Source organism: Anaerocolumna sedimenticola, assembly GCF_009931695.1.
In the GTDB taxonomy this organism is placed as follows: Bacteria; Bacillota; Clostridia; order Lachnospirales; family Lachnospiraceae; genus Anaerocolumna; species Anaerocolumna sedimenticola.
The window spans coordinates 1,270,298-1,295,692 of record NZ_CP048000.1; the positions used below are offsets into that span (position 1 = coordinate 1,270,298).

At 36.6% G+C, this 25,395-nt stretch carries 22 protein-coding genes and 1 riboswitch; of the genes, 16 read left to right on the top strand and 6 right to left on the bottom strand.

Translation table 11 applies throughout. From position 1 onward, the window contains the following. Positions 1-208: 208 nt before the first annotated feature. The 5 genes from Ana3638_RS05670 to rsmI all read left to right on the top strand — a co-directional run bounded on the left by Ana3638_RS05670 (position 209) and on the right by rsmI (position 4,459). Positions 209-649 carry a YaaR family protein gene (locus tag Ana3638_RS05670; RefSeq protein WP_161837159.1) on the top strand — a complete coding sequence of 147 codons (441 nt, stop codon included), beginning with the start codon at positions 209-211 and terminating at the stop codon, positions 647-649. 19 nt (positions 650-668) lie between these two features. Next, on the top strand, positions 669-1,670 hold the full coding sequence (gene holB / locus Ana3638_RS05675; RefSeq protein WP_161837160.1) for a DNA polymerase III subunit delta': 1,002 nt from the start codon (positions 669-671) through the stop codon (positions 1,668-1,670). Then, positions 1,663-2,571: a PSP1 domain-containing protein gene (locus Ana3638_RS05680; RefSeq protein WP_161837161.1), complete on the top strand. Its 909-nt coding sequence runs from the start codon at positions 1,663-1,665 to the stop codon at positions 2,569-2,571. The genes holB and Ana3638_RS05680 overlap by 8 nt, the downstream gene beginning before the upstream one ends. A gap of 273 nt (positions 2,572-2,844) precedes the next feature. Continuing rightward, on the top strand, positions 2,845-3,582 hold the full coding sequence (locus tag Ana3638_RS05685; protein ID WP_161837162.1) for a tRNA1(Val) (adenine(37)-N6)-methyltransferase: 738 nt from the start codon (positions 2,845-2,847) through the stop codon (positions 3,580-3,582). A 28-nt stretch (positions 3,583-3,610) separates the two neighbouring features. Next, a complete protein-coding gene (gene rsmI, locus Ana3638_RS05690; protein WP_161837163.1) occupies positions 3,611-4,459 on the top strand; it encodes a 16S rRNA (cytidine(1402)-2'-O)-methyltransferase in 849 nt (282 codons plus the stop codon). Between the two features lie 55 nt (positions 4,460-4,514). Here the strand turns inward: rsmI and Ana3638_RS05695 are convergent, their stop codons facing one another. Further along, positions 4,515-4,772, bottom strand: a complete 258-nt coding sequence (locus Ana3638_RS05695; protein WP_161837164.1) for an AbrB/MazE/SpoVT family DNA-binding domain-containing protein — start codon at positions 4,770-4,772, stop codon at positions 4,515-4,517. Positions 4,773-4,998: 226 nt separating this feature from the next. Here Ana3638_RS05695 and Ana3638_RS05700 point away from each other — a divergent pair, with 226 nt between their 5' ends. The 4 genes from Ana3638_RS05700 to Ana3638_RS05715 all read left to right on the top strand — a co-directional run bounded on the left by Ana3638_RS05700 (position 4,999) and on the right by Ana3638_RS05715 (position 8,134). Further along, complete coding sequence (locus tag Ana3638_RS05700) at positions 4,999-5,583, top strand: nucleoside recognition domain-containing protein (RefSeq protein ID WP_161837165.1); 585 nt, start codon at positions 4,999-5,001, stop codon at positions 5,581-5,583. A gap of 22 nt (positions 5,584-5,605) precedes the next feature. After that, positions 5,606-6,136 carry a spore maturation protein gene (locus tag Ana3638_RS05705; protein ID WP_161837166.1) on the top strand — a complete coding sequence of 177 codons (531 nt, stop codon included), beginning with the start codon at positions 5,606-5,608 and terminating at the stop codon, positions 6,134-6,136. A gap of 235 nt (positions 6,137-6,371) precedes the next feature. Next, a riboswitch (cyclic di-GMP riboswitch) is annotated at positions 6,372-6,455 on the top strand. A 198-nt stretch (positions 6,456-6,653) separates the two neighbouring features. After that, complete coding sequence (locus Ana3638_RS05710) at positions 6,654-7,439, top strand: helix-turn-helix domain-containing protein (protein ID WP_161837167.1); 786 nt, start codon at positions 6,654-6,656, stop codon at positions 7,437-7,439. A 359-nt stretch (positions 7,440-7,798) separates the two neighbouring features. After that, positions 7,799-8,134: a hypothetical protein gene (locus Ana3638_RS05715; protein ID WP_161837168.1), complete on the top strand. Its 336-nt coding sequence runs from the start codon at positions 7,799-7,801 to the stop codon at positions 8,132-8,134. A 133-nt stretch (positions 8,135-8,267) separates the two neighbouring features. Here Ana3638_RS05715 and Ana3638_RS05720 read toward each other — a convergent pair whose 3' ends face one another. Both Ana3638_RS05720 and Ana3638_RS05725 read right to left on the bottom strand, forming a co-directional pair. Beyond that, entirely contained in the window at positions 8,268-10,910 is a 2,643-nt protein-coding gene (locus tag Ana3638_RS05720; RefSeq protein WP_161837169.1) for an alpha-L-rhamnosidase, read from the bottom strand. A 232-nt stretch (positions 10,911-11,142) separates the two neighbouring features. Continuing rightward, a complete protein-coding gene (locus Ana3638_RS05725) occupies positions 11,143-12,156 on the bottom strand; it encodes an AraC family transcriptional regulator (protein ID WP_161837170.1) in 1,014 nt (337 codons plus the stop codon). A gap of 419 nt (positions 12,157-12,575) precedes the next feature. On the opposite strand from Ana3638_RS05725, the gene Ana3638_RS05730 reads away from it, so the two are divergent. The 7 genes from Ana3638_RS05730 (at position 12,576) to Ana3638_RS05755 (ending at position 22,022) form a co-directional block, all read left to right on the top strand. Further along, complete coding sequence (locus tag Ana3638_RS05730) at positions 12,576-14,126, top strand: response regulator transcription factor (protein ID WP_161837171.1); 1,551 nt, start codon at positions 12,576-12,578, stop codon at positions 14,124-14,126. Between the two features lie 148 nt (positions 14,127-14,274). Beyond that, entirely contained in the window at positions 14,275-16,017 is a 1,743-nt protein-coding gene (locus Ana3638_RS05735; RefSeq protein ID WP_161837172.1) for a sensor histidine kinase, read from the top strand. Between the two features lie 293 nt (positions 16,018-16,310). After that, positions 16,311-17,966, top strand: a complete 1,656-nt coding sequence (locus Ana3638_RS05740; protein ID WP_161837173.1) for an extracellular solute-binding protein — start codon at positions 16,311-16,313, stop codon at positions 17,964-17,966. Positions 17,967-18,117: 151 nt separating this feature from the next. Further along, the gene (locus tag Ana3638_RS05745; RefSeq protein WP_161837174.1) at positions 18,118-19,068 is read left to right on the top strand and encodes an ABC transporter permease; all 951 of its coding nucleotides are present in this window, start codon (positions 18,118-18,120) and stop codon (positions 19,066-19,068) included. A gap of 67 nt (positions 19,069-19,135) precedes the next feature. Further along, positions 19,136-19,870: a carbohydrate ABC transporter permease gene (locus Ana3638_RS05750; protein ID WP_202621570.1), complete on the top strand. Its 735-nt coding sequence runs from the start codon at positions 19,136-19,138 to the stop codon at positions 19,868-19,870. Further along, positions 19,861-19,989, top strand: a complete 129-nt coding sequence (locus Ana3638_RS25665) for a hypothetical protein (protein ID WP_281352885.1) — start codon at positions 19,861-19,863, stop codon at positions 19,987-19,989. The genes Ana3638_RS05750 and Ana3638_RS25665 overlap by 10 nt, the downstream gene beginning before the upstream one ends. A 41-nt stretch (positions 19,990-20,030) precedes the next feature. Further along, on the top strand, positions 20,031-22,022 hold the full coding sequence (locus Ana3638_RS05755) for an alpha-galactosidase (RefSeq protein WP_161837175.1): 1,992 nt from the start codon (positions 20,031-20,033) through the stop codon (positions 22,020-22,022). Positions 22,023-22,310: 288 nt separating this feature from the next. On the opposite strand, the gene Ana3638_RS05760 is transcribed toward Ana3638_RS05755, so the two are convergent. From Ana3638_RS05760 to Ana3638_RS05770, 3 genes are all read right to left on the bottom strand, one after another. After that, a complete protein-coding gene (locus Ana3638_RS05760) occupies positions 22,311-23,027 on the bottom strand; it encodes an NAD-dependent protein deacylase (protein ID WP_281352936.1) in 717 nt (238 codons plus the stop codon). Positions 23,028-23,131: 104 nt separating this feature from the next. Continuing rightward, positions 23,132-24,520 (bottom strand): immunoglobulin-like domain-containing protein, encoded by a 1,389-nt coding sequence (locus Ana3638_RS05765; RefSeq protein WP_161837177.1) that lies wholly within the window; start codon positions 24,518-24,520, stop codon positions 23,132-23,134. Beyond that, complete coding sequence (locus Ana3638_RS05770) at positions 24,513-25,001, bottom strand: sigma-70 family RNA polymerase sigma factor (RefSeq protein ID WP_161837178.1); 489 nt, start codon at positions 24,999-25,001, stop codon at positions 24,513-24,515. Before Ana3638_RS05770 ends, Ana3638_RS05765 begins: the two co-directional genes overlap by 8 nt. Positions 25,002-25,395 lie beyond the last annotated feature (394 nt).

A 25,395-nucleotide genomic window follows, 5' to 3' on the forward strand; every position in this document is an offset into this window, starting at 1 on the left:
TTTTTGTTCATGTTATAATGAAAGCGTAGTGAGGAAAGGAAACTTGTTTCCTTTCGGAGCGGAGTAACAAGATCATAAACACGATTTTTGTTTATGATATAATGAAAGCGTAGTGAGAAGCTGCGAACTTGTTCGCAATTACCTAATTTGATTGGGATGTCATAGAATACTAATCGAAAAACCAAAATAAAGTGAGGCGGTGATTCATATGGATATTAAGGTAAACCAGACACCAATTGTAAATCAAGTAGAACAAAAGGCGCCCCTTCCGGAAACAGACGGGTCTTTTAAATTTACCCTCATTAGCAATATTGAGGAACAGGAATTACAGGCGAGGCTAAACCTTATGATGGAGGATATTACCCAGCAGGGAAAACGTTTATCCAAACATATGGATGTCCGGGATATGAGACGGTATCGTCAGTTAATTAAAAATTTTATGAATGAAATCGTAAACCGCTCTCACAAATTCAGCAGGGAGAATTTCCTGGATCGCAGAGGACGTCACCGTGTATACGGAATGATTAAACTCATTGACCAGAACCTGGATGAATTGGCCATGGAACTTATAAAGGAGGAAAAAGATAATATTACTATTTTAAATAAAATAGATGAAATAAGAGGTATGCTGTTAGATCTTATTGCGTAGTGGAAGAGAGGTGCTGTTAATGATAGATTTTAAACATATCGTTGGACATGAGCAGATAATACAGCATTTAAAAGATGCAATTAAGTCAGGGAAAGTATCTCACGCTTATATTTTCGTTGGAGAAGACAATGCGGGCAAGAATCTGCTTGCTAACGCTTTTGCAATGAATCTGCAGTGCGAAGACAGGGAAGACAAGTCAGATGCCTGCGGTAAATGCAAATCCTGCATACAGGCAGCATCAAATAATCATCCGGATATAATACGAATCACTCACGAAAAGGCCAGCATTGGTGTTGACGATGTCAGAATTCAGGTTAACAATGACATTCAGATTAAACCATATAGCAGCCCTTATAAAATATATATCATAGATGAAGCAGAAAAGCTGACTGAAGCAGCGCAGAATGCTCTGCTTAAAACGATTGAAGAGCCGCCGGTCTATGCGGTAATACTATTACTTACCAATAATTTAAATGCATTGCTGCCCACCATTTTATCCAGGTGTGTTACCCTTAAATGTAAGGCGGTTGACAAGGAATTAATAAAGAAATTACTTATGGAAGAATATAAAATACCGGATTATCAGGCAGAATTAAGTGCCGTATTTGCACAGGGCAATGTGGGTAAAGCTGTTAAATATGCTTCTTCCGATGAATTTATTGAAATAAAAAACGATGTTCTTCATCTTTTGAAATATATTGATGACATGGAACTATATGAAATTATTGATGGTTTGAAAAGGATTTCTGAGAATAAAGGCAATATAAACGATTACTTGGATTTAATGATTCTTTGGTACAGGGACGTATTAATGTATAAAGTAACCAAGAACCTGAATCTGTTAACATATAAAGAAGAATATTTGGATATAACCAAACAGGCAAATATAAAAAGTTATGAAGGAATTGAGAAAATCATAACAGCCATAGAAAAAGCTAAAATACGATTAAATGCAAATGTTAATTTTGATATAGCAATAGAATTAATGTTATTTACTATAAAGGAGAACGGTAATGATTAATGTGATTGGCGTAAGATTTCGAAGGGCAGGTAAGATATATTTCTTTGATCCTGCCGGTTATGAAATAAAGCAAGGCGATAATGTTATTGTTGAAACAGCCAGGGGGGTTGAGTACGGACGTGTTGTAATAGGTCCCAGGGATGTGGAAGAAAGCAGGATTATACAGCCTTTAAAACCGGTTATACGGACTGCAACACCTGAGGATGATGAAATAGAAAATAAAAATAAAATTAAAGAGAAAGAAGCCTTTGCCATCTGCCTTGAAAAAATCCAAAAACATGGGCTTGAGATGAAATTAATTGATTCGGAATATACCTTTGATAATAATAAAGTATTATTCTATTTTACAGCTGACGGAAGAATCGATTTCAGGGAATTGGTAAAAGACCTGGCTTCCGTATTTAAAACCCGTATCGAACTGCGGCAGATCGGTGTAAGGGATGAAACCAAGGTAGTCGGTGGTATTGGTATCTGCGGAAGAGCCTTATGCTGCCATACCCATTTATCCGAGTTTGCACCTGTCTCCATTAAAATGGCAAAAGAACAGAACCTGTCCTTAAATCCTACCAAGATTTCCGGTGTATGCGGACGTTTAATGTGCTGTCTAAAGAACGAAGAAGAGGCATATGAAGAGCTAAACAGTACCTTGCCCAATGTAGGAGACTTTGTTACTACAAACGATGGGTTAAAAGGTGAAGTACAAAGCGTAACGGTATTAAAACAGTTAGTTAAGGTTATAGTTACCCTGGAAAACGACGAAAAGGAAGTAAGGGAATATAAAACCACTGATTTAAAATTCAAACCGAGAAAACGAAAAGAAAAGATAGCGATAGATGAGGAATTAAGGGCGTTGGAAATGCTTGAAATGAAAGAAGTAAAATCTCATCTGGATGATGAATAATAAACAATACAGGTTATAATTAGTAAGGGCTGTTGCAATTTCAAGTTTGTATTACTTATAATAGTTAAAAAGTGCAACTTTATAAGTAATATAACCGGTGAGTTTGAGAACAGCCCTATATGTATGTAGCAGGTAATTGTAATGCTATTAATTTTTGAATATACAAACAAATAATACGAATTTCATAGCTTTATTGCCCTCCTGGCAAAATTCAACTCTGAAATTACATTATTTGAGATGCCGAATTACATCATTTTCATTGGGAGTGTAAATATGCAGGATAATCTAAAAGCAGACGAAAGAATTGATGAACTTCATAGAAATGGTTATAAAATTATTCAGAATATGAATAAGTTTTGTTTTGGAATGGATGCTGTTTTATTATCCGGTTATGCTAAAGTAAAGCAGAATGAAACTGCATTGGATTTAGGAACCGGAACCGGTATTATTCCTATTCTGTTAGAAGCCAAAACAGAAGGAAAACATTTTACCGGCCTGGAAATTCAGGAAGAAAGTGCGGATATGGCAAGAAGAAGTGTTGCTATGAACCGGCTTAATTCAAAAATAGATATTATTACAGGCGATATAAAGGAGGCATCCGGGATATTTGGTTTAGCCTCCTTTGATGTGGTAACCAGTAATCCCCCTTATATGAACGATAATCATGGTATTACCAATCCGGATTTGCCAAAAGCCATCGCCAGGCATGAATTATTGTGTACACTGGAAGATGTGGTAAGAGAGGCTTCGAAGGTTTTAAGACCCGGAGGGAGATTTTATATGGTACACCGCCCTTTTCGGCTGGTGGAGATTATAAATACCTTATCCGCTTATAAGCTGGAACCTAAGCGGATGAAACTGGTACATCCCTTTGTTCATAAGGAACCCAATATGGTACTGTTAGAGTGTATTAAGGGCGGCGGTTCCATGATTAAAGTGGAGGCACCTTTGATTGTATATAAAGAACAGAATGTGTATACGGATGAAATTTACGATATTTATGGATATTAACTTATTTTAAGAAACGAGGCATAGTCAAATGGAAGGGAAATTATTTTTGTGCGCCACTCCCATTGGTAACCTGGAGGATATAACCTATCGTGTTGTACGTACTTTACAGGAAGCAGATCTGATTGCAGCAGAGGATACAAGACACAGTATTAAGTTATTAAATCATTTTGAAATAAATACACCCATGACCAGTTATCATGAATTTAACAAAATAGAAAAGGGAAAGTATCTTATTGAACAGCTGAGGGCAGGTTTAAATATAGCACTTATAACCGATGCAGGGACGCCGGGTATATCCGATCCCGGAGAAGAATTGGTTAAGATGGCATATGAGGCTGGAATTGAAGTGTCATCGCTTCCCGGACCTTCAGCCTGTATTACGGCACTTACCCTATCCGGGTTATCTACCAGGCGGTTTGCTTTTGAAGCTTTTCTGCCAATGGATAAAAAAGAAAAGCAGCTGATTTTAAAGGAATTACAAAATGAGACAAGAACCATAATCTTATATGAAGCGCCTCACAGGCTGGTTAAAACTTTAAAGGAATTACTGGAAGCCTTAGGTGATAGAAAAATGACTTTAGTCAGGGAACTGACCAAAAAATACGAAACTGCTTTTCAAACAACCTTATCAGGAGCAATCCAGTACTATAACGAACAGGAACCCAAAGGAGAATGTGTAATTGTTATAGAAGGAAAATTGCAAAAAGAGATCGAAAAAGAAGGTCAGGATAAGTGGATGGCCTTATCGATACAGGAACACATGGATATATACTTGAATAAAGGAATGGATAAGAAAGAAGCCATGAAAGCCGTATCCGTTGACAGAGGAGTCCCCAAGAGAGAAATATATCAGATGCTGTTAGATAATAAGGAATAAAAACGGAAAGTTAAAGGGCCTGTCCTTTTGGACAGGCCCTTTCCTTGAGCTTATGTTATTCAATAATACCTGCTAATTTAGCAAGTTCTAAGATAGATTCTTTCGAAATCTTCTTACCGCAATAATCATAAAGATTATCTTTTGAACCGTTGAAGATATCGGTAGGTTCATATTTTTTTAATATGATTCTATCCTCATCAACAAAAATTTCAAGAGGATCTCTTTCGCTTACGCCTAAAGTCCTTCTTAGCTCAATAGGGAGAGTAATTCTTCCCAATTCATCCAATTTTCTTACTATTCCTGTGCTTTTCATATATGTACCTCCTACAATACTTTAATAAAATAGCATACAAGAATTGATAAGTCAATAAATTAATTATGATATTTTAGCAATTATTTAGTATTTTATAGGAAATATTGTAAAAAGAGTATTAAAAAGTAAAAAAAATAGTGGTAGGCAGATTTGATTTACTTAGTTGTAATGTATTTTATTAAGTTAGAATATAGTAATTAATAAGAAAAGGTGAAAGGACTTACTTATGTTAAATTATTTATGGGGTTTCATGATTGTAATAGGAATTATTGTGGGCGTTTTAAACGGGAAAATTGATGATGTAAGCACAGCCTCCATAAATTCAGCCAAAGAAGCCATAACATTATGTATTACCATGTTGGGAATTATGTCGTTGTGGACCGGTATTATGCAGGTAGCAAAAGCTACGGGAATTATGGATGCCTTAACGAAAGCCCTAAATCCAATACTGCGCTTATTATTTCCGGATATCCCTAAGGATCATCCGGCCAATGAGTATATAGCTTCCAATATGATTGCAAATATATTAGGGTTGGGCTGGGCGGCAACCCCCATGGGGCTAAAAGCCATGGGAGAATTGCAAAAATTAAATAAAAACGGCGAAACTGCCAGTTGTGACATGTGTACCTTTCTCATAATAAACATATCCTCTCTTCAATTAATACCTGTCAATATAATTGCTTACCGAAGCCAGTATGGGTCTATCAGCCCTACGGAAATATTAGGTTCGGCGCTTGTTGCTACAACCATATCTACCATTGCCGGTATTATTTTTTCCGTTGCAGCCAGAAAATTAAGTAAGTCTAAGTAAGTGGGCAGAATGAGAGGTAAACATGAAATTTCTACTTTATATCTCGGATTATATTATACCGTTTGTCATTTTTTATATTGTTGGTTTTGGATTACTAATGAAAGCTCCCGTATTTCATGAATTTACAAAAGGAGCGGAAGATGGCTTTAAGGTAGTATTGAATATTATGCCTACATTGATTGGGTTAATGGTGGCTATTGGGATATTAAGGGCTTCCGGTACCCTTGATATCTTAGCAAATATTATGAAGCCAGCAACGGATTTTCTTAAATTCCCATCTGAACTTGTACCGCTAGTTACGGTAAAACTTTTCTCTTCCTCGGCGGCAACCAGCCTGTTACTTGACATTTTTAAGGAATACGGTCCGGATTCTTTCCTGGGAAGGCTTTCTTCTATTATTATGAGCTGTACGGAAACAGTTTTTTATACCATGAGTGTATACTTTATGACAGCTAAAGTTAAGAAAACCAGATATACCCTTGCAGGTGCGTTGTTAACCAATTTAATTGGCGTTATAGCCAGCCTCATACTTACCAATTTCATATTCAAATAGTTATCCGGACATAAAAAGTACACGGAGGGAATTACTTCTCTTCCCTGAAAATTTAGCACAGAAATGATACAAAAATTGACAATGAAAATTTTTTATCGACAAATACATAACAAACTATTGAAAAATATGTCATAATATGGTAATATAATTTGGTCTTTTGCCCACCATATAAAAGATAAAATGTCAAAAGACTGAACTGAATAAAACAGCCAGTCCCAATTTGATGTTATGAAAAATGTAAAATTGATGCGCAATGATATATTCTGTACCTGGGCACTTGGAGTATATATAGCAAGTAGTGCAACCGGCAATTTTATCAATTTTTCATTTAAAACCGCATAAATACTGTAATGTTAAGTTTAGTTGACAGAATTCCAAGTCATAATGGTAGACTTTCTCTGCATCCGGTATTATAGTAATATCAGTTGGAGACGTTTCAGTGTGAAAATGAAAAGCAATTTTCACTTTCTATTTGGGCAGTCTTGCAAGAAAACTAGCGAAATGCATGGGGTGTAATATGGAATTTAAAGACAGGTTAATGGAATTGAGAAAAAGCAAGGGATGGTCCCAGGAAGACTTAGGATATCAATTGGATGTAACCAGACAGACAGTATCTAAATGGGAACTTGGCCAAACCACTCCGGAGATGAGTAAACTAGTAATTTTAAGCGAATTGTTTGATGTCAGTTTGGATGAGTTAATAACCGGAAGTGAACATCCAGGTAATACTTATACCGGAAATGAACAAGTCATCAAATATGAAGATATATATATCGAAAAAAAACGTCACTACGAATATAAGAGTAATACAAATTTTATGGGGATACCTCTCATCCATATTAACCTGGGATATGGATTATATCGGGCGAAGGGTATCATTTCAATTGGTAATATTGCTACGGGAGTAATTGCTTTGGGAATTATTTCTTTTGGTATTATATCCTTTGGAGCAGTTGCATTAGGATTATTTGCTCTGGCAGGCCTGGCATCAGGTCTATTTGCTATAGGCGGTGTTGCAGCGGGGGGATTAGCGGCTGGCGGTGTAGCAATCGGTTACCTCGCAGCAGGGGGATTAGCGATTGGTGTCTACTCCATCGGAGGCTGTGCTATAGCTGATAAAATAGCTTTAGGCGGTTATGCGAGAGGAACGATAGCAGTGGGAGATAAAGTAAAAGGTACTGTTACATTTCTTATGAACAATTACCATAATGTAAATGCAGAGGATCTTAAAAACGAGATCTTGGATCAATATCCGAACATATGGAAAGTAATTTTAAAACTATTTACATCTATCGTTTCTTAAATACTATATTTAATTAAAATGTTATATCTTAAAATACTAATTGGTATTTAGATACCAAAATTATATACAATTAATCATTCAAAATGTATAGGGTGGTTACAAAATTTTTAGATTAATAAACATCCCGGAGATATTCCGGGAACAAGTTAAATAAACTAAAGATTTTGCAACAGCCCTATTTTTGCAGACACTTACTTGGAATAACCTATACAATAATTGCCATACCGGGTGGATGTATAGGACGCCCGTAGGCAGATTTCTACTAAAGTTAACAATAATCAAGGTATGCTAATACAATATAGCAGGGGATTCTATTTAGCTGATTATAATTTTTCATGATAGCTGGAAAGGAGAATATTATGATTAAAATAGAATTTTTATTAGATGAGATTAACTATGGTGAAATTGCGGATACGCTAATTCCAGTAATAATAGGCAGGTTATCGGAACGAGAAGACTCTGGAAAACTCATACAGATTTTAAATAGTTTAGACAAACTCCCCGGGGCTATTGCTAAAACAGCCTTAAATACCTTACCTGAAAGCGTAAAAGAAGAAGCCGCCGTATACTTTTTAGAAAAATATAAGGATAAAATGATGGAATTTATTAATACTTTTGCAGAAGAAAATCAGATTCAGGCAGAAGTAAGCGGTATTAGAATAACAAAGGAAGCAAAGGATTTCTATAACAGATAATCAAAAATTGAGAAATAAGATTAATATATCGATATATCATACTAATCATACAATTTCAGAGCTGATCCGGTTACAGGCTGAAGCCAATCAGCTCTGAAATTAGCATTTACGATGTCTGGCTCATGATTATAGACTATCTTACAAATTCAATATGATAGGTTCCGGATCCCGTAAGGGCTTTCCTATCATTCTGTGCTTTTTCAAATTGTAAGCCGTCAGCCTGCAAAACATCTTTCGCACCGTCTAAAAGGATGGTTGCTGATGTGTTATGGGGAACGGTTACTTCTAATATGCATTTATCATCCTTTTGTTCCCAATGAACGGACAGGTTACCATATACGGACTTATAACCTGCATTGACATAGGACAAACCACCTCCGAAACGTGGATGTATTATGGAATGTTTATAACCCGGATTGGTTTCATCTATTTCTATACCGGCAACTACCCGGTACAGCCACTCACCGATAGCGCCATAGGCGTAATGATTGAAAGAATTCATATCCGGGCTCCACATGGTTCCGTCAGGTTTTAAACCGTCCCAGTGTTCCCAGACCGTAGTGGCACCTTTCTTAACCTGATACAGCCAGGAAGGGAAATCGTCCTTAAGCAACAAATCATAAGCTTCCTTAATATGTCCGTTCTGACTTAAAGCATGGCAGATATAAGGGGTTCCCACAAAACCCGTAACCAGATGGCCGTTTTCTTTTTCCACTAAACGGACTAAAGCTTCCGCAGTTTTTTGACGGTATTTTTCAGGAACCAGGTTAAAATACAGGGCTACCACATGGGCAGTCTGGGTATTAGCGGTCATATTTCCATCTTCATCGAAGAAATGCTCTTGAAATGCTTTTTTTATCTGCTCAAACAAAGCCCGATAGGTTTCATAATCCTTGGTGTTACCGATGTAGTTTGCCATCCTGGCAAATAGTCCGGTGGAGTAAGCATAATAAGCAGTACAGGTTAAATCGTTGGGTGTTGCTCCGAAATAACTTCCTTCTTCGGCATCCAGGGCTACCCAGTCCCCGAACTGCAGTTTATAATTCCATATATTATCTACCGAATGGGTCTGCATGAAATTAATCCAGGCTTTCATACTCTCATATTGTTCTTTAATGATTTCTTTATCCCCAAAGGTTAAATATAAAGTCCAGGGATTTATAACGGCTACATCGGCCCAGGCTGCAGCGGAATGGGTACCCTGGCTTAAAAGCCAGTCATCCGCCTCTTTGCCGGAAAGGAGATCGGGAACCACATGGGGAACACCGCCCTCGGGAGTCTGGTCTGCGGCAACGTCTTTTAACCATTTGTGAAAGAAAGTATAAGTATTCATTAAATAGCTGGCTGTGCGGCAGAAAATCTGGGCATCTCCGGTCCAGCCAAGACGTTCGTTTCTCTGCGGACAATCCGTAGGAATGTCTAAAAAGTTTCCTTTTAAGCCCCATAAGATATTATGCTGAAGCTGATTTATATCCTGATTGGAACAGTCAAAGGTTCCGGTTGGTTCCATATCCGAGTGGACTGCGTAGGCAGTAAAGTCCGAAAGCTCTGTATTTCCGGGATAAGCGGCTATCTTAGCAAACTGGAAGCCCTGGAAAGTAAAATTAGGTTCGTATTCCTCTTCCCCGCCCTTGCAGGTAAAATCCAAGGTCTCTTTTGCTTTTCTTAAATTATCAAAATATACATTTCCCTCAGAATCCAATACTTCAAAGCAATTTAGGATAACTTTATCACCGGCTTTGCCGTTTACCCTAAAATGAATCCACCCGGTCATGTTCTGTCCGAAATCAATTACCGTATCTCCTTTTGGAGTGGTAAAAATACGCTTTGCACTTACTTCTTCGACTTTTTTGACTCTGGTACCGGATTGTGCGGTTAAGATTTCTTTGTTAAAATCTACGATAGAAACAGCTTTCCAGTCCTTATCTTCAAAACCTGGAGTATTCCATCCGGGCTGTTCTAATCTGGCATCATATATTTCTCCGTCATAAATCTCGGAAAATAATACGGGGCTGTCGGAACCTTTCCATGTCTCATCCGAGCCGATAATATCCGTTGTGCCGTCCTCATAACGGATATGGATCTGGCTTAAAAAGGCTGTCTGATCGCCATAGTTATTTCTTGCCCCGATAAATCCCATTGTCCCCTTATACCAGCCTGCCCCTACTAAAGCTCCGGCTGCATTTTTACCTGTATTAAGCAGGTCCGTAATATCATAAGTCTGATATAATAAGCGTTTGTTATAGGAAGTCCAGCCCGGAGTCATTTCATCCGTTCCTACCTTTTTACCGTTAATATAAAACTTATATAACCCTAAGGCAGTAGTAAAAGCATAGGCTTCTTTTACTTTATTTTTTACAGTAAACTCTGTACGCAAATAAGTACCTTTCGAATTAGAGGCATCCTCTTTTGTTTCCGCTGAAATAAATGCAGCCCTCCATTCTATATTACTGATCAGAGCGGTTACAAAATAAGTACTATCACTCCATTTACTTATCTCCCCGGTATTGCTTTTTATCCTTACATGGACAAAATATTTAGATGCCGATTTCAGGGCTGGCTTATCTGGTATAACGTGGGCTGAATCCTCGCTTTCAACTAATCCGCTGTCATATATGGCATTGTTAAAATCAGGATTGTCTGCAATCTGCAGCTGATAAGCGGTCTGGATAATATTCCTTTGGTCACTGTCTATCATCCAGCCAAATTGCGGTAACTTGGTAACACCAACCGGCTGCTTTAAATAGTCCAGCCGTAATTCCGATATTCTGATCATATTGTATTCCTCTCTTTCTAAGTATACACTTAAAATCCTCTATAGCTAATTGGGAAATAAAGATACAGTATCTGTGAAACGTATAATTAATACAATTTTAGAGCTGTATCCGTGCAATTACGTATAAGTGGTTACATGAATTCCGGGATTTTTATATACTTAGAATAATAGAAAAAAAACCGTATGGCTATAACGGTTTTTCATAAATCTATCAACCAAATGTCAGCTTTCTCTAACGACTTATAAACATCCTTTCACGGTACTCTGCAGGTGTACAGTTTTCCGAATTCCTGAATTTTTTATAAAAGAAATTTGTGTTATTATAACCGCAAAGAGTAATTATTTCCGTAATAGGAAGATTTGTATTCATTAGCAGCAGTTTTGCCCGGTTTAGTTTCTGTTCCTGAAGGTGTTCGACAAAACTTCTGCCGGTTCTTCTTTTTAATAGCATGGTCAGATATTTCTCATTAAATCCAAAGTACTGTGCAACAGAGGAAAGAGTACAGTTTTCATAATGATTCTCAATATATTCAAGAATATCAAACAGTTTATGGTCTGATTTCAGGGGTTCTTCATTGTGTGCAGGGGTTTCACGGTAAGTTCGTAATAACTCTGCAAAGAGGATTATAATATAACTTTCCATTACTTCTCTTTTACCAAAGCCATTACTGTAATACTCACATAAGATATCTTTCATTAAACCGCAGAATTTGTCATTGCTCTGTGTTTTAAACATTAAATACTGCTTGGTTTCTTGACCTTTTGTCATTGCGTTGATCAGGAATTCAGCCAGGATTCCCTGCTTTGTCATTCGATTAAAAAAGGCAGCGGCAAAAAATTCTTTCCGGATAAGGATGTTTACGATAATGTCGTTCTCACCGGTTTCCTCAACAGAATGAATGGTGTTGGTATCCAGTATGCATAAATCACCCCGTACAAACTTAAGTTTTTTACCATTAATTATCTGGGTGCAGGCTCCGTACCATACATAAATTATTTCTATATAATTATGCCTGTGAGGTACAATGGAAGTAAATCGGTCCTGTTTATTTATGCCGATATTTTCATAGGAGGACAGGAAATAATCGTCTTCAAAAATATAGGTTTTAAAACTGGTTCCGTTATCCTGACCTGTTATTTCATATTTCTCAAACACCAGGTCTTTATCGTTTTGGTTACCGGATAAAAAATATAACTCTTTATCGGTATACTGTCTTAAAAACGGTTCTAATTCTTCCGGTTTCATTTGTACCCTGCCTTTCCGGAGATATCATGGTTTCTAATCTCCTTTTATTCTTAGTTTACTTTTTAGGCAATTAGGTTTACTTAATAGGCAATTGCGAAACTATATAGTTTTGTGAATATACCATACAATTGATACCTGTTTCTAGCTTCAGTTGCCTATTGGACAAGATTTGGATCTGAAATTATTTATTGTATGGTATATAAATATATTTTTCTTGTTTCGCAATTACCTGTTCCCTGATTTTAAGTATAACAACGAAATGGGTTATATTCAATGCATTTATGACAAAACAAAAGTAATCCGAAATCTGTTTCTTAAGGCTGGACTTAAATTCTTATTGATTGTTTTTACCTTTATGATTATGATGGAATTAGAATGTTCTTTTGATATCGCTTAGAAAATATACCTGGAGGTTTAATATGTACAGCCTGCTGTTAGTAGATGATGAAAAACTGGAATTGGAAACCTTAAGAGATTATGTTGACTGGAATGAACTTGGTATCGGTACGATATATACAGCCTTAAACGGTAAAGAAGCTTACAGTAAAGTAATGGAATATCAGCCCGATATTATGATAACTGATATACATATGCCTGTAATGAACGGAGTAGAACTGGTTAAGAAACTTTATGAAGAACAGGTTACAACGAAAATTATATTTTTAACCGGATATGATGATTTTGAATTTATCAAAGTAGCTTTTTCCGTAGAAGCAATTGATTATATTTTAAAACCTTTTACCATTGAAGTTATAAATAGTGCAATTGGGAAAGTCATTCAGGTACTGGATAAAGAGCAAGTCCTGAATCAATCGGTTAAAGTACTGGAGAAAAAACTCCTGCAATCTGTTATAAGTTGTGAAGAGGAGGTACGTAACCCTGCTTTGGAACAATTTAAGAAACTGAAGAAAGATCAGCCGGAGCTGCTTCAGTATGGTTTGGTGCAAGCGGTGGGAAATACGGAGAGTATTGATACGGAATCTCTGGAAAATAAATTTGCAGAAATAGCGTATGCCGTTAAAGAAGAGGGAAGAATTACTTTTTTCATTCTTTATTTTGTTAATTTTTTAGATTCGGCCAAACGTATTGAGAAATATTATGAAACGGCAGAAATACCAGCCTTATTTCTTTATAGTGCACAGAAACACAAAATTGAGGATTTATATCTGGAATATGAAAAATTTATTACGTGTAACAACCTGTTATTTTATGAAGATACTTATGCAATAAAGGAAGTATCCCGGTTATTAAATCCGGATACCCAGGAAAACTTACCGGTAGAGCCGCAGAATACGATACTGCATAAAGAGTACTATAAAAAACTAAAAGATATTTTACAGAAACCCAGAGCCGATTCTAATCTGGAAAGAATCCTTGAGTTATCCAAAGAGTATTTTAAGGAAATCAAGGTAAACAGGCAGGAACGGAATTTTGTAATGGAGGAGGCAGCATTTTTGTTAACCCATATCTATGATACCTATGTGGAAGATAATATAGCTTTAAAGGAGGGGTTGCCGTTAAGGGGTCAGATTATAAACAGTATCTACCAGGTTATTAATGAAGAAGAACTGGAATCCATCTTTTTTAATTACCTAGATTATATTCTGGAATACCAGGGAAGAAACAGCAGGGATTATAAAGATAAAAATGAATACATTGTTCAATGTGTTAAGAACTATATAATTACGAATTACGCCAATATTATTACCATAGAATCTATTGCAGAAGAAATCGGTCTATCCCCTAACTACGTAAGAAATATTTTTAAAGAGAAAACGGGTATTACCTTAACAGAATGGATAACCGATTACAGGCTGGAGGAGGCATGTAACCTTCTAAAGGATGACAAATTGAAAATAAAACAGATTAGTTTCATGGTAGGTTATGAAAATATATCTTATTTCTGCTCCGTTTTTGCTAAAAAATACGGGCTTTCTCCAAATGAATACCGGAATCGATATATTCATTAAAAAGTATATCCTTGTTGCCTGAGACCGGGTGATAAGGATATTTTTTACCGGATGAAATCTAACTGATCATTGAATTCTCGTGAAAATGAGATATTCATATAGATAAATAGTCAATTGCATAAATGCAGATAAATATTGGGAGGTTTACATGAAAAAAATATCACAAAAATTATTGGACCTGAAGTTAAAGTGGAAGTTTTTTTATAGTTTCCTGATAGCCGCATTAATACCCATATCTTTTTTCAGCTATTACGCTTATGAGAATACGAAAAATATAATGCTCCAGCAAAGTTACCGTAACATGGAAACAAGTCTGGCACAGGCAAATAAAAACATCCAGACGAAATTAAATGTGTATAAAGATGCTTCATCCTTAATCTATATGAATAAAACCATACAGGATTATCTGTATATGGACTATTTTGTAAACGGACATGAAGATTTGTATTATTATCTCAGACGTTATGTGAATGAAATACTTACCATAAATCCTGAGATATTAAAGTTCTCCATTTATACCACCAATCTTTCCGTACCCCAGGATTACTATTATATCTACCGGGCGGATGATGAGGTGGTAAAAGAGGAATGGTACCAGACTGCCTTGGATAAGAAGGGGAAAGCTTTCTTTTTAAGCACTGATTATAATTCAGACGGAAAGCTGGTATATTACCTGGTGCGTCACCTCAATTATTACAGTTATGGGGTTATGCGTAATGTACTTAAAATGGAAATTGAAGAAGAATCCCTTTATTCCCTGATTTCAGAAACCAGCCATAGTGATCAGTTTATGATTATCGACGGGGATAACAAAGTCGTTTCCTGTAAAGATAAATCCTTAATTGGAACATCTATTTATGATGTTTTGAAAGAGTATAAGGGCAATTTTGAGAATAACCTTAAGGAACGTACTGTTTATGACGGCGAGGAAATGCTAATCAGCTGTCTTTCCACTAATATGGGATGGAAAACAATCTCTTTAGCTTCCCTGTCAGAAATTAATGCAAATGCAAAACGTTCTGCAATGAACCTGATCCTGGTGGCGCTTTTGGCCGTATTTACCGCAGGCAGCCTGTCCACTCTTATGTCATACATATTATCAAAGCGGATTAATAAGCTGATGGTTGCCGTACAAACTATGAAAGCAGGAGTCTTCGGCCTTGAAATTAAGGACAAAGGAAAAGATGAAGTGGGGCTGTTGGCAGAAGCATTTTCGGAAATGAGTATAAAGGTAGATTACTTAATTAAAGAAATATATGAAAAAGAATTAATTAAGAAAAGCGTAGAGCTGAATTTATTACAGGAGCAGGTGAATCCACACTTTCTGTATAATGCTCTGTCTTCCATTACATCCTTTGCAATCAGAAGCGGAGATAAGCAAATAATTGAAATGGTGCAGCATTTAGCTGATTTTTACAGGATATCTTTAAATAATGGCAGAAACATCTTATCTATCCGGGATGAAATTAATCTGTTAAAAAGCTATTTATCTATACAGCAGATACGTTTTGGTGATATGGTATTGGTGAATTTTGATCTGCAGGAAAGTCTGCTTGATTGTAAAACGATCAAACTCATATTGCAGCCTTTGGTGGAAAATTCCATACATCATGCCATTGGGGAAGATCAGGGGACGCTTCAAATTACAGTTAAATTGTATGAGGATGACAAGGGGATTGTATTTGAGATAACCGATAATGGCAAAGGTATGGAGGAAAAAATGGTCACTGAATTAAATACGGAAATCCAATCTGCCATAAGGGGTTATGGGCTTAAAAATGTATCCATCCGGATACAGCTGCAATATGGTAAAGACTACGGAGTCCAGGTTTTCAGTGAACTTAATGTTGGTACAAGAGTAGTAATCCATATACCGAAAGTGGAAAGGTAGTACGACAACATACTAACAAGAACTAACTTGTACAAATGGATGGAACCAGAATTTTAAATTGATTTTTGTCGGGTGGACTATAATTAAACAAATTAGGAAGTTTCATCATTAAAATAATTAAATATTGATATAAATTGTTAAATATTTATATTCTTCTTACGACTTTTGAAAACTACTGTGCAAAATTGATACAAATTGTTAAATAGTGATGTACTCTGTTGTACGAAATGCGGATATAATTGACTTGTAACAAGAACTAATTGGTTAATATAGATAGTAAAGGAGAGGGATTTATGAAAAAAGTAATATCATTACTTATGGCATTAGTTCTAACAGCTGCGCTGCTTAGTGCATGCGGAAAAACTGAAAAAGAAACCAGCAACACCTCCGGTTCTAAGGAAGCAACGAAAGAGAGTACCGGCAGTAACGAGGGAACAGTAGAAGCAGATGGGGCTGCATCCGGGGAAACAGTAACCATTTCCTTTTTTGATCCAAATTCCGGTTCCAGAACCTGGAATGACAGAATTGCAGCAGAAGTAACAAAACGTACGGGTGTTAATGTAGAAATACAAAACCCTACCGGTGACCCGGCAGAAAAATTAGCTCTTATGTTAGCCGGGCAGGAATATCCGGATATTGTTATGATGTCCCGGTCCAGTGATATCGTAAATAAATATATTGAAGCAGGTGCCTTGCTTCCTTTAGATGATTTATTAAAAGAAAAAGGCCAAAACGTAATAAAAATGTATGGGGATACTTTAAATAAAACAAAATATCAGGATGGTAAAAATTATTATTTATCCAACTGGTACGGACCTGACCCTGATCCGGTTGCCGGATTTATTATGAGATATGATTATATGGTTGAAATAGCAGGTAAGGAAAGAGCCGACAGTACAAAACCTTTTACCCAGGATGAAATGATTGATATCTTAAAGAAATTCAAAGAAAAATATCCATCTATTGCAGGCAGTGATTCCATCGGTCTTACCATGAACGGGGAACAGGCTAATTATTTTAACACCATCAAAGGTATGTATGGTATGAAAACCTATTATGATAATAACGGTACCCTTTCTTATGATGTAAGGGACCCCAAATATATAGAAATGCTTAAATTTATGAATCAGCTTTATACCGAAGGGCTTCTGGATAAAGAATGGGTTGTTAATAATACACAATTATTTACCCAGAAACTTTCAGCAGGTAATGTAATGGGCGCCCTCTGCGCTTACTGGGATGTAGGCGATGCCAATACAAGCTTAAAGGCTACGGATGGAGAAGATGCTATTTTTGTAGGATATAAAGTACTTGGTAATGGAATCGGTGAAAAGGAAACTACTTATGGCGGAAGAAGCTCTTTAGGCTGGGATGCGATTGGTATTACAAATAATTGTAAGAATGTAGATGCAGCCATGAAATTAATTGATTATCTGGCAAGCCAGGAGGGGCAGGATCTGTTATTATGGGGAATTGAAGGCGAAGACTGGACCATGAAAGATGGCGTTCATGTGCCAAATGATGAAGTAGTAACTGCATTAAAAACTGATTATACCAAGGCAGTTGAGGATACGGGTATTTTAAAATGGACCTGGTTTGTTAAAAATTCAAATCATGAAGACGGAACACCCAGCAGAATTTCTATGACGAAATTGGATAAAGCGGCAGAAATTGCTTGGAAAAATCTTACCGATACCTATTGGGATACGGCTCAATATGATAACCTTGCACCTACCGGTAATTCCGTAGTAGCACTGCAATATCAGAAAGTGCAGGATATATTTAAACAGAGTTTTCCTAAAATTGTAAACGCTTCTTCGGCAGATGAAGTAGATACCTTATATAATAAATTAATCACAGATATGGAAGCAGCCGGATTAAAAGATGTGGAAGCAGAGATTAATAAAAACTATGAAGCCCGTAAAGAGCTTTGGGGTATTAAATATTAATTGTTAACAGGAGTTAGCGTGACTTTCAGGGTTGTTGCAAAAGAATAAAATTTTATCGGGCATGGGTCTAATCCCAAGCAAGTTAGATTTTGAATTTTGCAGCAACCCCTGTTAATAAGGGCGGTTACCCGTTTAAAGGAGGAATTTAAGAATGGCAAAAACACCCCTAAACCATAAAAGCAAAAAAGCATTGACCAGAAGGTTATGGGATCAGAGATATTTATATTTACTTCTGCTGCCAGCGCTAATCTGGGTTATATTAATCTGTTATGCACCTATGACCGGACTATACATGGCATTTACCAATTATGCACCGACAACGAAAGGCTATTTTCACGATTTATTAGGGGCACCGTTTGTCGGAATGGATTGGTTTACGTATTTTTTTCAAAATGATTTTGCCAAAATCATGCGAAATACACTGATGACCAGTTTCCTGACGTTATTAATATCATTTCCGGCACCTATTCTTATTGCAATATTCTTAAATGAAGTACAAAACGCTAAAATGAAGAAGTTCATTCAGACGGCATCTTATCTGCCTTATTTTATATCCTGGGTTATCGCAGCCAATATCTTTTTAACTATGTTAGCATCCGGCGGAGTGGTGAATGACATCTTAAGATTCTTACATATAACCAAGGAGGATGTACTCTTCTTTCAGCACGGAAAATATTTTTGGTGGATCATAGCATTTGCCAACACCTGGAAAGGAATGGGTTATAATGCTATTATTTATCTTGCGGCTATCGCAGGAATTGACCAGGAACAATATGAAGCTGCCGAGGTGGATGGTGCCAGCCGCGTTCAGAAGATATTTTATATTACCTTGCCGGCTATAAGGCCTACGATCTGTATCTTACTGATACTGGCAATCGGAGGCATATTAAATACGGGATTCGAACAGCAGTTATTAATGCAAAATGATTCTATTCTGGACTTTTCTGATGTTTTAGATACTTATGCATATCGTTATGGTATGAAAAATGGTATGTACTCTTACGGTACTGCGGTTGGTTTATTCAAATCTGCCGTATCCTTTATTTTGGTAATGAGTGCGAATAGTATTACGAAAAAAATAAATAATCAGGGATTATTCTAGAAGGGGGTTAATAATGACTGGCAGTCGCATTACACATAAACGTAAAAATAGCAAGGAAGATATAATTTTGGATATAATCAAAGTTGTATTTTTAGCATTGGTTACCATAGTAACTTTATATCCTTTCTGGAATATTTTTGCTATTTCTTTAAATGATGCAACCGATGCTATTCGGGGAAATATTTATTTCTGGCCCAGAATATTCAGCATAGAAAGTTATAAGAATATTCTTACCAGGGCAGATTTTTTGAATTCCATTAAAGTAACCGTAGCCAGAACTGCAATTGGTACGCCTCTGGCGGTAATTGTTACTTCTATGTTGGCATATGTCCTATCCAGAAAAGAACTGGTGGGAAAGAAGTTTATAACCATTATATTTATCTTCACCATGTATTTCGGAGGAGGATTAGTACCTTATTACATGGTATTAAAAAATGTACATCTGACGAATAATTTCCTGGTATTTATTATCCCTTCTCTGGTCAGCGTCTATAATATGATCCTGGTAAAAGCTTATATCGAATCCATGCCGGAGGAAATATTTGAAGCAGCCAAAATAGACGGAGCGAACGATTTAAAAATTTATGCTAAAATGATCATTCCTTTATCCAAACCGATTCTTATGACAATCGGGCTTTTTGTAGCCGTAGGTCAATGGAATTCCTGGTTTGATGCTTATCTCTATACTTCAGACCAGAACTTAAAAACGATGCAATCCATACTGGTTGAAATCTTAAACCAGTATCAGATGGGGATACCACCTCGGAACAGATGTCCAATGCAGCAGCCGGAATGGTTGTAACCCCGGACAGTATCCGTATGGCAGCCACTATGGTAGCAACCATACCAATTATCTTAATATATCCATTCATCCAGAAATATTTTGTAAAGGGCATTATGCTGGGAGCAGTGAAGAGTTAGTGAATATCTATTAATGAATACAAATAAGAGGAGGAAAGGATATGAACTTATTTTCTATTAGTAACTATAAAGCTAAATTTGAAATCGACATTAATACAGGGATCTATTCCCTTGATTTTATAGACGGTGTCAGGTTTTTAAACCTGACCTGCGCTATAAGAAAAAAAGGTGAAGATATAGTATTAGGTTCTGATATGAAATTCCATGAGGTGGATATAGCAGAACAGGAAGATATACTGGGTAAAGGAAACAGACTAACGGTTCAACATTATAATACCAGGGATTTTATATTGGAACAGACCGTAACCTGTTATGACAGCGGTTATATGACCGTTAAGCTGAAAGTGATATCGGAGGATAGAGTGAGTACTAACTATATGGCACCTCTCTGGGGTGAATCCAGCGAGCCGGTATTTATAAGCAAAAAGAAGGAAATTAGATTCTTAGCTGCACCTTTTGATAATGATAAATGGGCCAAATTTGTAGATTACCCGGTACAGTATGCACCTATAAGTTATGAATTCACTGCGATACATAGTATAGAAGAAAAAGCCGGATTAGTAATCGGCTCCCTGGATCATGATAATTGGAAAACCGGAATTAAAATGAAAGCAGAAGCTAAGGGTGAACTCATTAACGGTTTTCGTGTATTTGCAGGAGTAGCTACGGAGGAGACCAGAGATCTAGACGGCATTAATCACGGATATCTTTCGGGAAAAACCATTGAATCACCGAGGATTTTTTTGTCTTTCTATGATTCTTATCAGGAGGGTTTCAAAGAATTCGGAAAATGCAATGCCTTGATCAAACCGCCCTTACCTTGGAATGGTCCGGTGCTGTTTGGATGGAACAGCTGGGCTGCCCTTATGGGTAGATTAACATTTGAAAAGTATAAGGAAGCTTCTGATTTCATGAAGAAAATAAAACATTCTTATTGTGATGAGAATGGAACACAATATATTAATTTTGATGCTTTCTGGAATAGTTTTATAACCAAAATGAGGGATTCCGTAGACTACGTAAATAATAACGGCCAGTTACCAGGAACCTATGTGGCTCCGTTTATTACCTCACCTCCGTTTAATAAGGAAGTGTCCGGTACGGATGGTAATTATTTATTTGAAGATTTGTTACTCCGGGATGAATCTGGTGAAATCTTACCCCCGGTTGACGGGTTATATTCTTTAGACCCTACCCATCCTGGGACTTTGGCTCATATACAGTATGAGACCAGCCGTATTATTAAATGGGGATTTCGCAGTATTAAGGCAGACTTTTTAGGACACGCCTGCAGAGAGGGCTCATTTTATAATAAAGAAATCACTACAGGTATACAGGCTTATAATTATGGTATGAAATTTTTTACTGATTGTGTATCGGAGGATCGTGTGGGATATCCTATCTTTATCAGCTTATCCATCGATCCAATCTTCCCCCATGGATACGGTCATGCAAGAAGAATCTCCTGTGATGCTTTTGGATCTATTGACCAGTCTGCTTATTTAAATAATTGCATTACTTATTTGTGGTGGATGAATGACTGCCTTTATCGGTTTAATGACCCGGACCACATTGTACTTTACAGAACTCATGACAAAGTCTCCACTGCCTTTGAAGAAGGGCGTACCCGCTTCCATACCGGTGTGATCTGCGGAAGTTTAATGATAACCAGTGATGATTATGAACTGGAAGAAGCCAGAAGACGGGCAGAGATACTCTTAACCAATGATGAAATCAATGAAATAGCCAGAAAAGGGCAGTCCTTTCAGCCGGTTTCCGGTAATTACGGAGAAGTTGCGGCGGATGTATTTATGAGAAAAGATAAGGATGCCACCGTAGTTGCGGTATTTAATTATAGTTTGTCCGAGCCAAAAACTGTGAAAGTACCTCTGACAGATCTGGGCCTGAATAAGGAGGATACATATTCATATAAAGATTTATGGACCAAAGAAATAAAACCCTGTCATGAGCTATTAGAGGTTGAATTAGGACCTACCCAATCAGCTATGATTAAAATATTTAATTACAATTAATATAAAGGTTTAATGTAGAAACTCAAATTTAGTGTTTTGGAATAAATACTGGCGTATATTCATGTGGAAATATTCTGCACCCTTAGTGTCGGTTATTTTACTTATTATCGCTGCTTTTATATGGATTAGAGGAGTACATAAATATTCCGGATCCGGCAATTAACCTTTTTCGGCAAAGTTTAAATATTTAAACTTATTTAATTTCTATGAAAAAACAAGCCCTGCGCCAATAAACCGTAATGCAGGCTTTAAGAACAAACCAAATTTTTTACAGTACCGTTTTATTTTTTATATACTTCCGAATACGTCCCCCAAACTCTGCTGTATTAGAAGATCAGCCTGAGAATCGTAAGGAGTTGCGGACTTATTAATCAATACCAGGCGGTTTCCGGTGTAATAGTCTATGAAACCTGCTGCAGGATATACCGAAAGTGACGTCCCTCCCACAATTAACATATCGGCAGAAGATATGGCATGTATGGCACGAGTCATTACTTCTTCGTCCAAGGGTTCTTCATAGAGAACCACATCCGGTTTTATCACCCCGGTACATTCACAGCGGGGGATTCCGTTGCTTTTAATAATGGAATCCATATCATAAAACTTTCCACATTTCATACAATGATTTCTTAAAACACTTCCGTGAAGTTCCAATACATTTTTACTGCCGGCTTTCTGGTGGAGGCCGTCAATATTTTGTGTGATCACAGCGGATAATTTCCCAAGGCTTTCTAGTTCAGCAAGTTTTGTATGGGTAATATTGGGTTTCGCGTTGGTGTACAGCATTTTATCCCGGTAAAATTGATAGAAATATTCAGGTTTTTTTAGAAAAAAGCTATGGCTTAGAATCTGCTCCGGCGGATAATCATATTTTTGATGGTACAATCCGTCCACACTTCTAAAATCCGGAATACCACTCTCCGTAGAGACTCCCGCACCGCCAAAAAACACGATTCTGTTGCTTTTCTCGATCCATTCTTTAAATTGTAAAATTTCATCCATAATAAAAACCTCCTATCACAGTTTGCATTCATTATAAGAGTTTATAAGGAAAGGTGCAATAGGAGGTTATGGAGCTTGTTAAATTTTTGCATTGTATTTTATTTATTTCATTTAGTTAATTGAAATTCTGCATAAAAGGTTTGACCGTTTATGGTTTTTACCAGCCTGTAATTTCCTGCATCCAGGCTTGGGTTTAACTTACTTAGATCTACGGTAAATTCCTGACTGGCAGCAGGAGCTACGGAGTAAGCAATCTCAATAAAAGCTAAATCCTTTACTCCAGGCACTGTTTTCCAGCTGCTACCGTTTAGTTTTTCTATACTAAAATCTGCGCCATAAAAAATATCTACTGTACCGGTATTTTCAATATTTATTTTAAGCTCTTTAGAGCCAACCGGAAGGGAGGATTCTTTTAAGGTAAGATTTATACTTGTATCAGCAGCAGTATCATCGCTAGTTGCAGTTTCCGCAGCGGGATCGGTAACCGGCATGGTATTCCAGAAAGCATTAAAAGCAGCATCATCTACCTTAAAGAAACCTACCTGGGAATCGTATACGTAACCGCCCTTAAAAAGCCTTAAAGAAGTAATTAAATGGTCTTTTGTTTTAATATCAACAAATTTTTGACTGTCATAATCCGTATTTTCCGTTAACATATCAATATTCTCACCGATGGGTACAGAAGTATAAAGACTGTCTAAGAAAGTGTTGAAAACATCACTGGTATCTTCCTCATTTACCTCATTCATTCCGTTATTCCAGCTGTTGTAACTTTCCCACTGGTAGGAAAGAACATTTCCTTTTAAGTTTAACAGGTTAAAATAATCTGCACCGCTGTTTAAAGTCATACCGCCGTAGCTGTCATATAATTCACAGCCAAAGCCGCCGTCCTGATATTCATAATAAACCATTAATCTATGATCGGGATTGTAACCTTTTACCGTATATACATCGCCCTCTCCGATGGTGGAAGCAAATTCTTTTGCATAGTCCGCCTGACTGCTCCATTCGTCAATACTTCCTTTTGTTTTCCCTAAATAATCACCTCGTAAGCTTAAAACTTCATCTTTATTTAAAGTCATACCGTCGGGTGTTTCAAAAGATGTGGCACTTTGTACATAGATATGTCCTTTGTAAACAAAAAGAGGAAGCATTCTTGCTTTTACCTGGGTATTCTGAGCCGGTATCTCTACAACAGGAACGGTGATACCCTGGGACTTGGCACTTTCCGTAGTTACCGTATTCTCTGCGATATAAGCTCCGGTTCCGCCATTTCCAGAAAAGTTATTGGAGTTATTTGTTAAATTCATTGCTGCCGTACCTGCGGCAATAATAACTGCCACACTGGCTGCAGATAGGACATATTTCTTAAGGTTGGGGTATTTTTTGCCCGTTTGTTCTCTTAGGGCTGCTTTCATTTTTAATGCGGTTCTATTGTTAAAATCTTCAGATATTTTTAAACTATCCATGGATTTGTTATATCTATTTTCATTCATATTCAAAACCTCCGACTAATTTTGATTTTAATAAGTTACGGCCTCTTGCCAGCCAGGTTCCTATGGTTGCCGGTTTTTTTCTTAAAATTACGGCGATTTCCTTAATAGAGTAGTTTTCGTAATAATGTAAATGAATTACCGTACGGTATTTGGACGGCAAATCTAAAACCATAGCCAAGACATCGCTGTCTTCTTTTGGCATATAGCTGATATCCTCTTCTAATGGAACTTTTAACTTGTTCCAGGAAGATCTTAATTGATTTTTGCAGTTATTTATTGTAACTCTTATAAGCCAGGCTTTTTCGTGTTCCTCATTTTCAAAACTGATTCCTCTCTTAATTAAACTGACAAAGACATCCTGTGTTATATCTTCCGCATCTGCTATATTTTTTACATAGGTAAAAGCTAGTTTAATCAACATTTTAGAATATTTCTCTAACACATATTGTATATATTCATCGGTACCAAATGAATAATCCATCCGTTTCAACTCCTTTCACTTATAATACAATCCGGAAAGCAAAAATTTTTCATTATAAGATACAAAATAAAATTTTTAATTTTAGAAAACCAATATATTTATACATTAAAAAGTATCATCACAATCATCTTAGTCCTAAACCAAAGTATATTTATATAAGTTTCTTAGTTTTATCCAAAACATAATTATAATAAGTTTCTTAGTTTTAAACTAAAGTATAATTATAGTAAGTTTTTATTCAACAAAAGTATAATGTAACCAGTTTCTTTGTTTAGTCGTAGGTCTGCCTGGTATTTAATTATTTTCTTTCTTTAAAATACAGGTTTTTAATTGATATAAAAAAGGAACTTTACTAAATAACAAATAAATTAAATAATTACCACAAATTTACCAC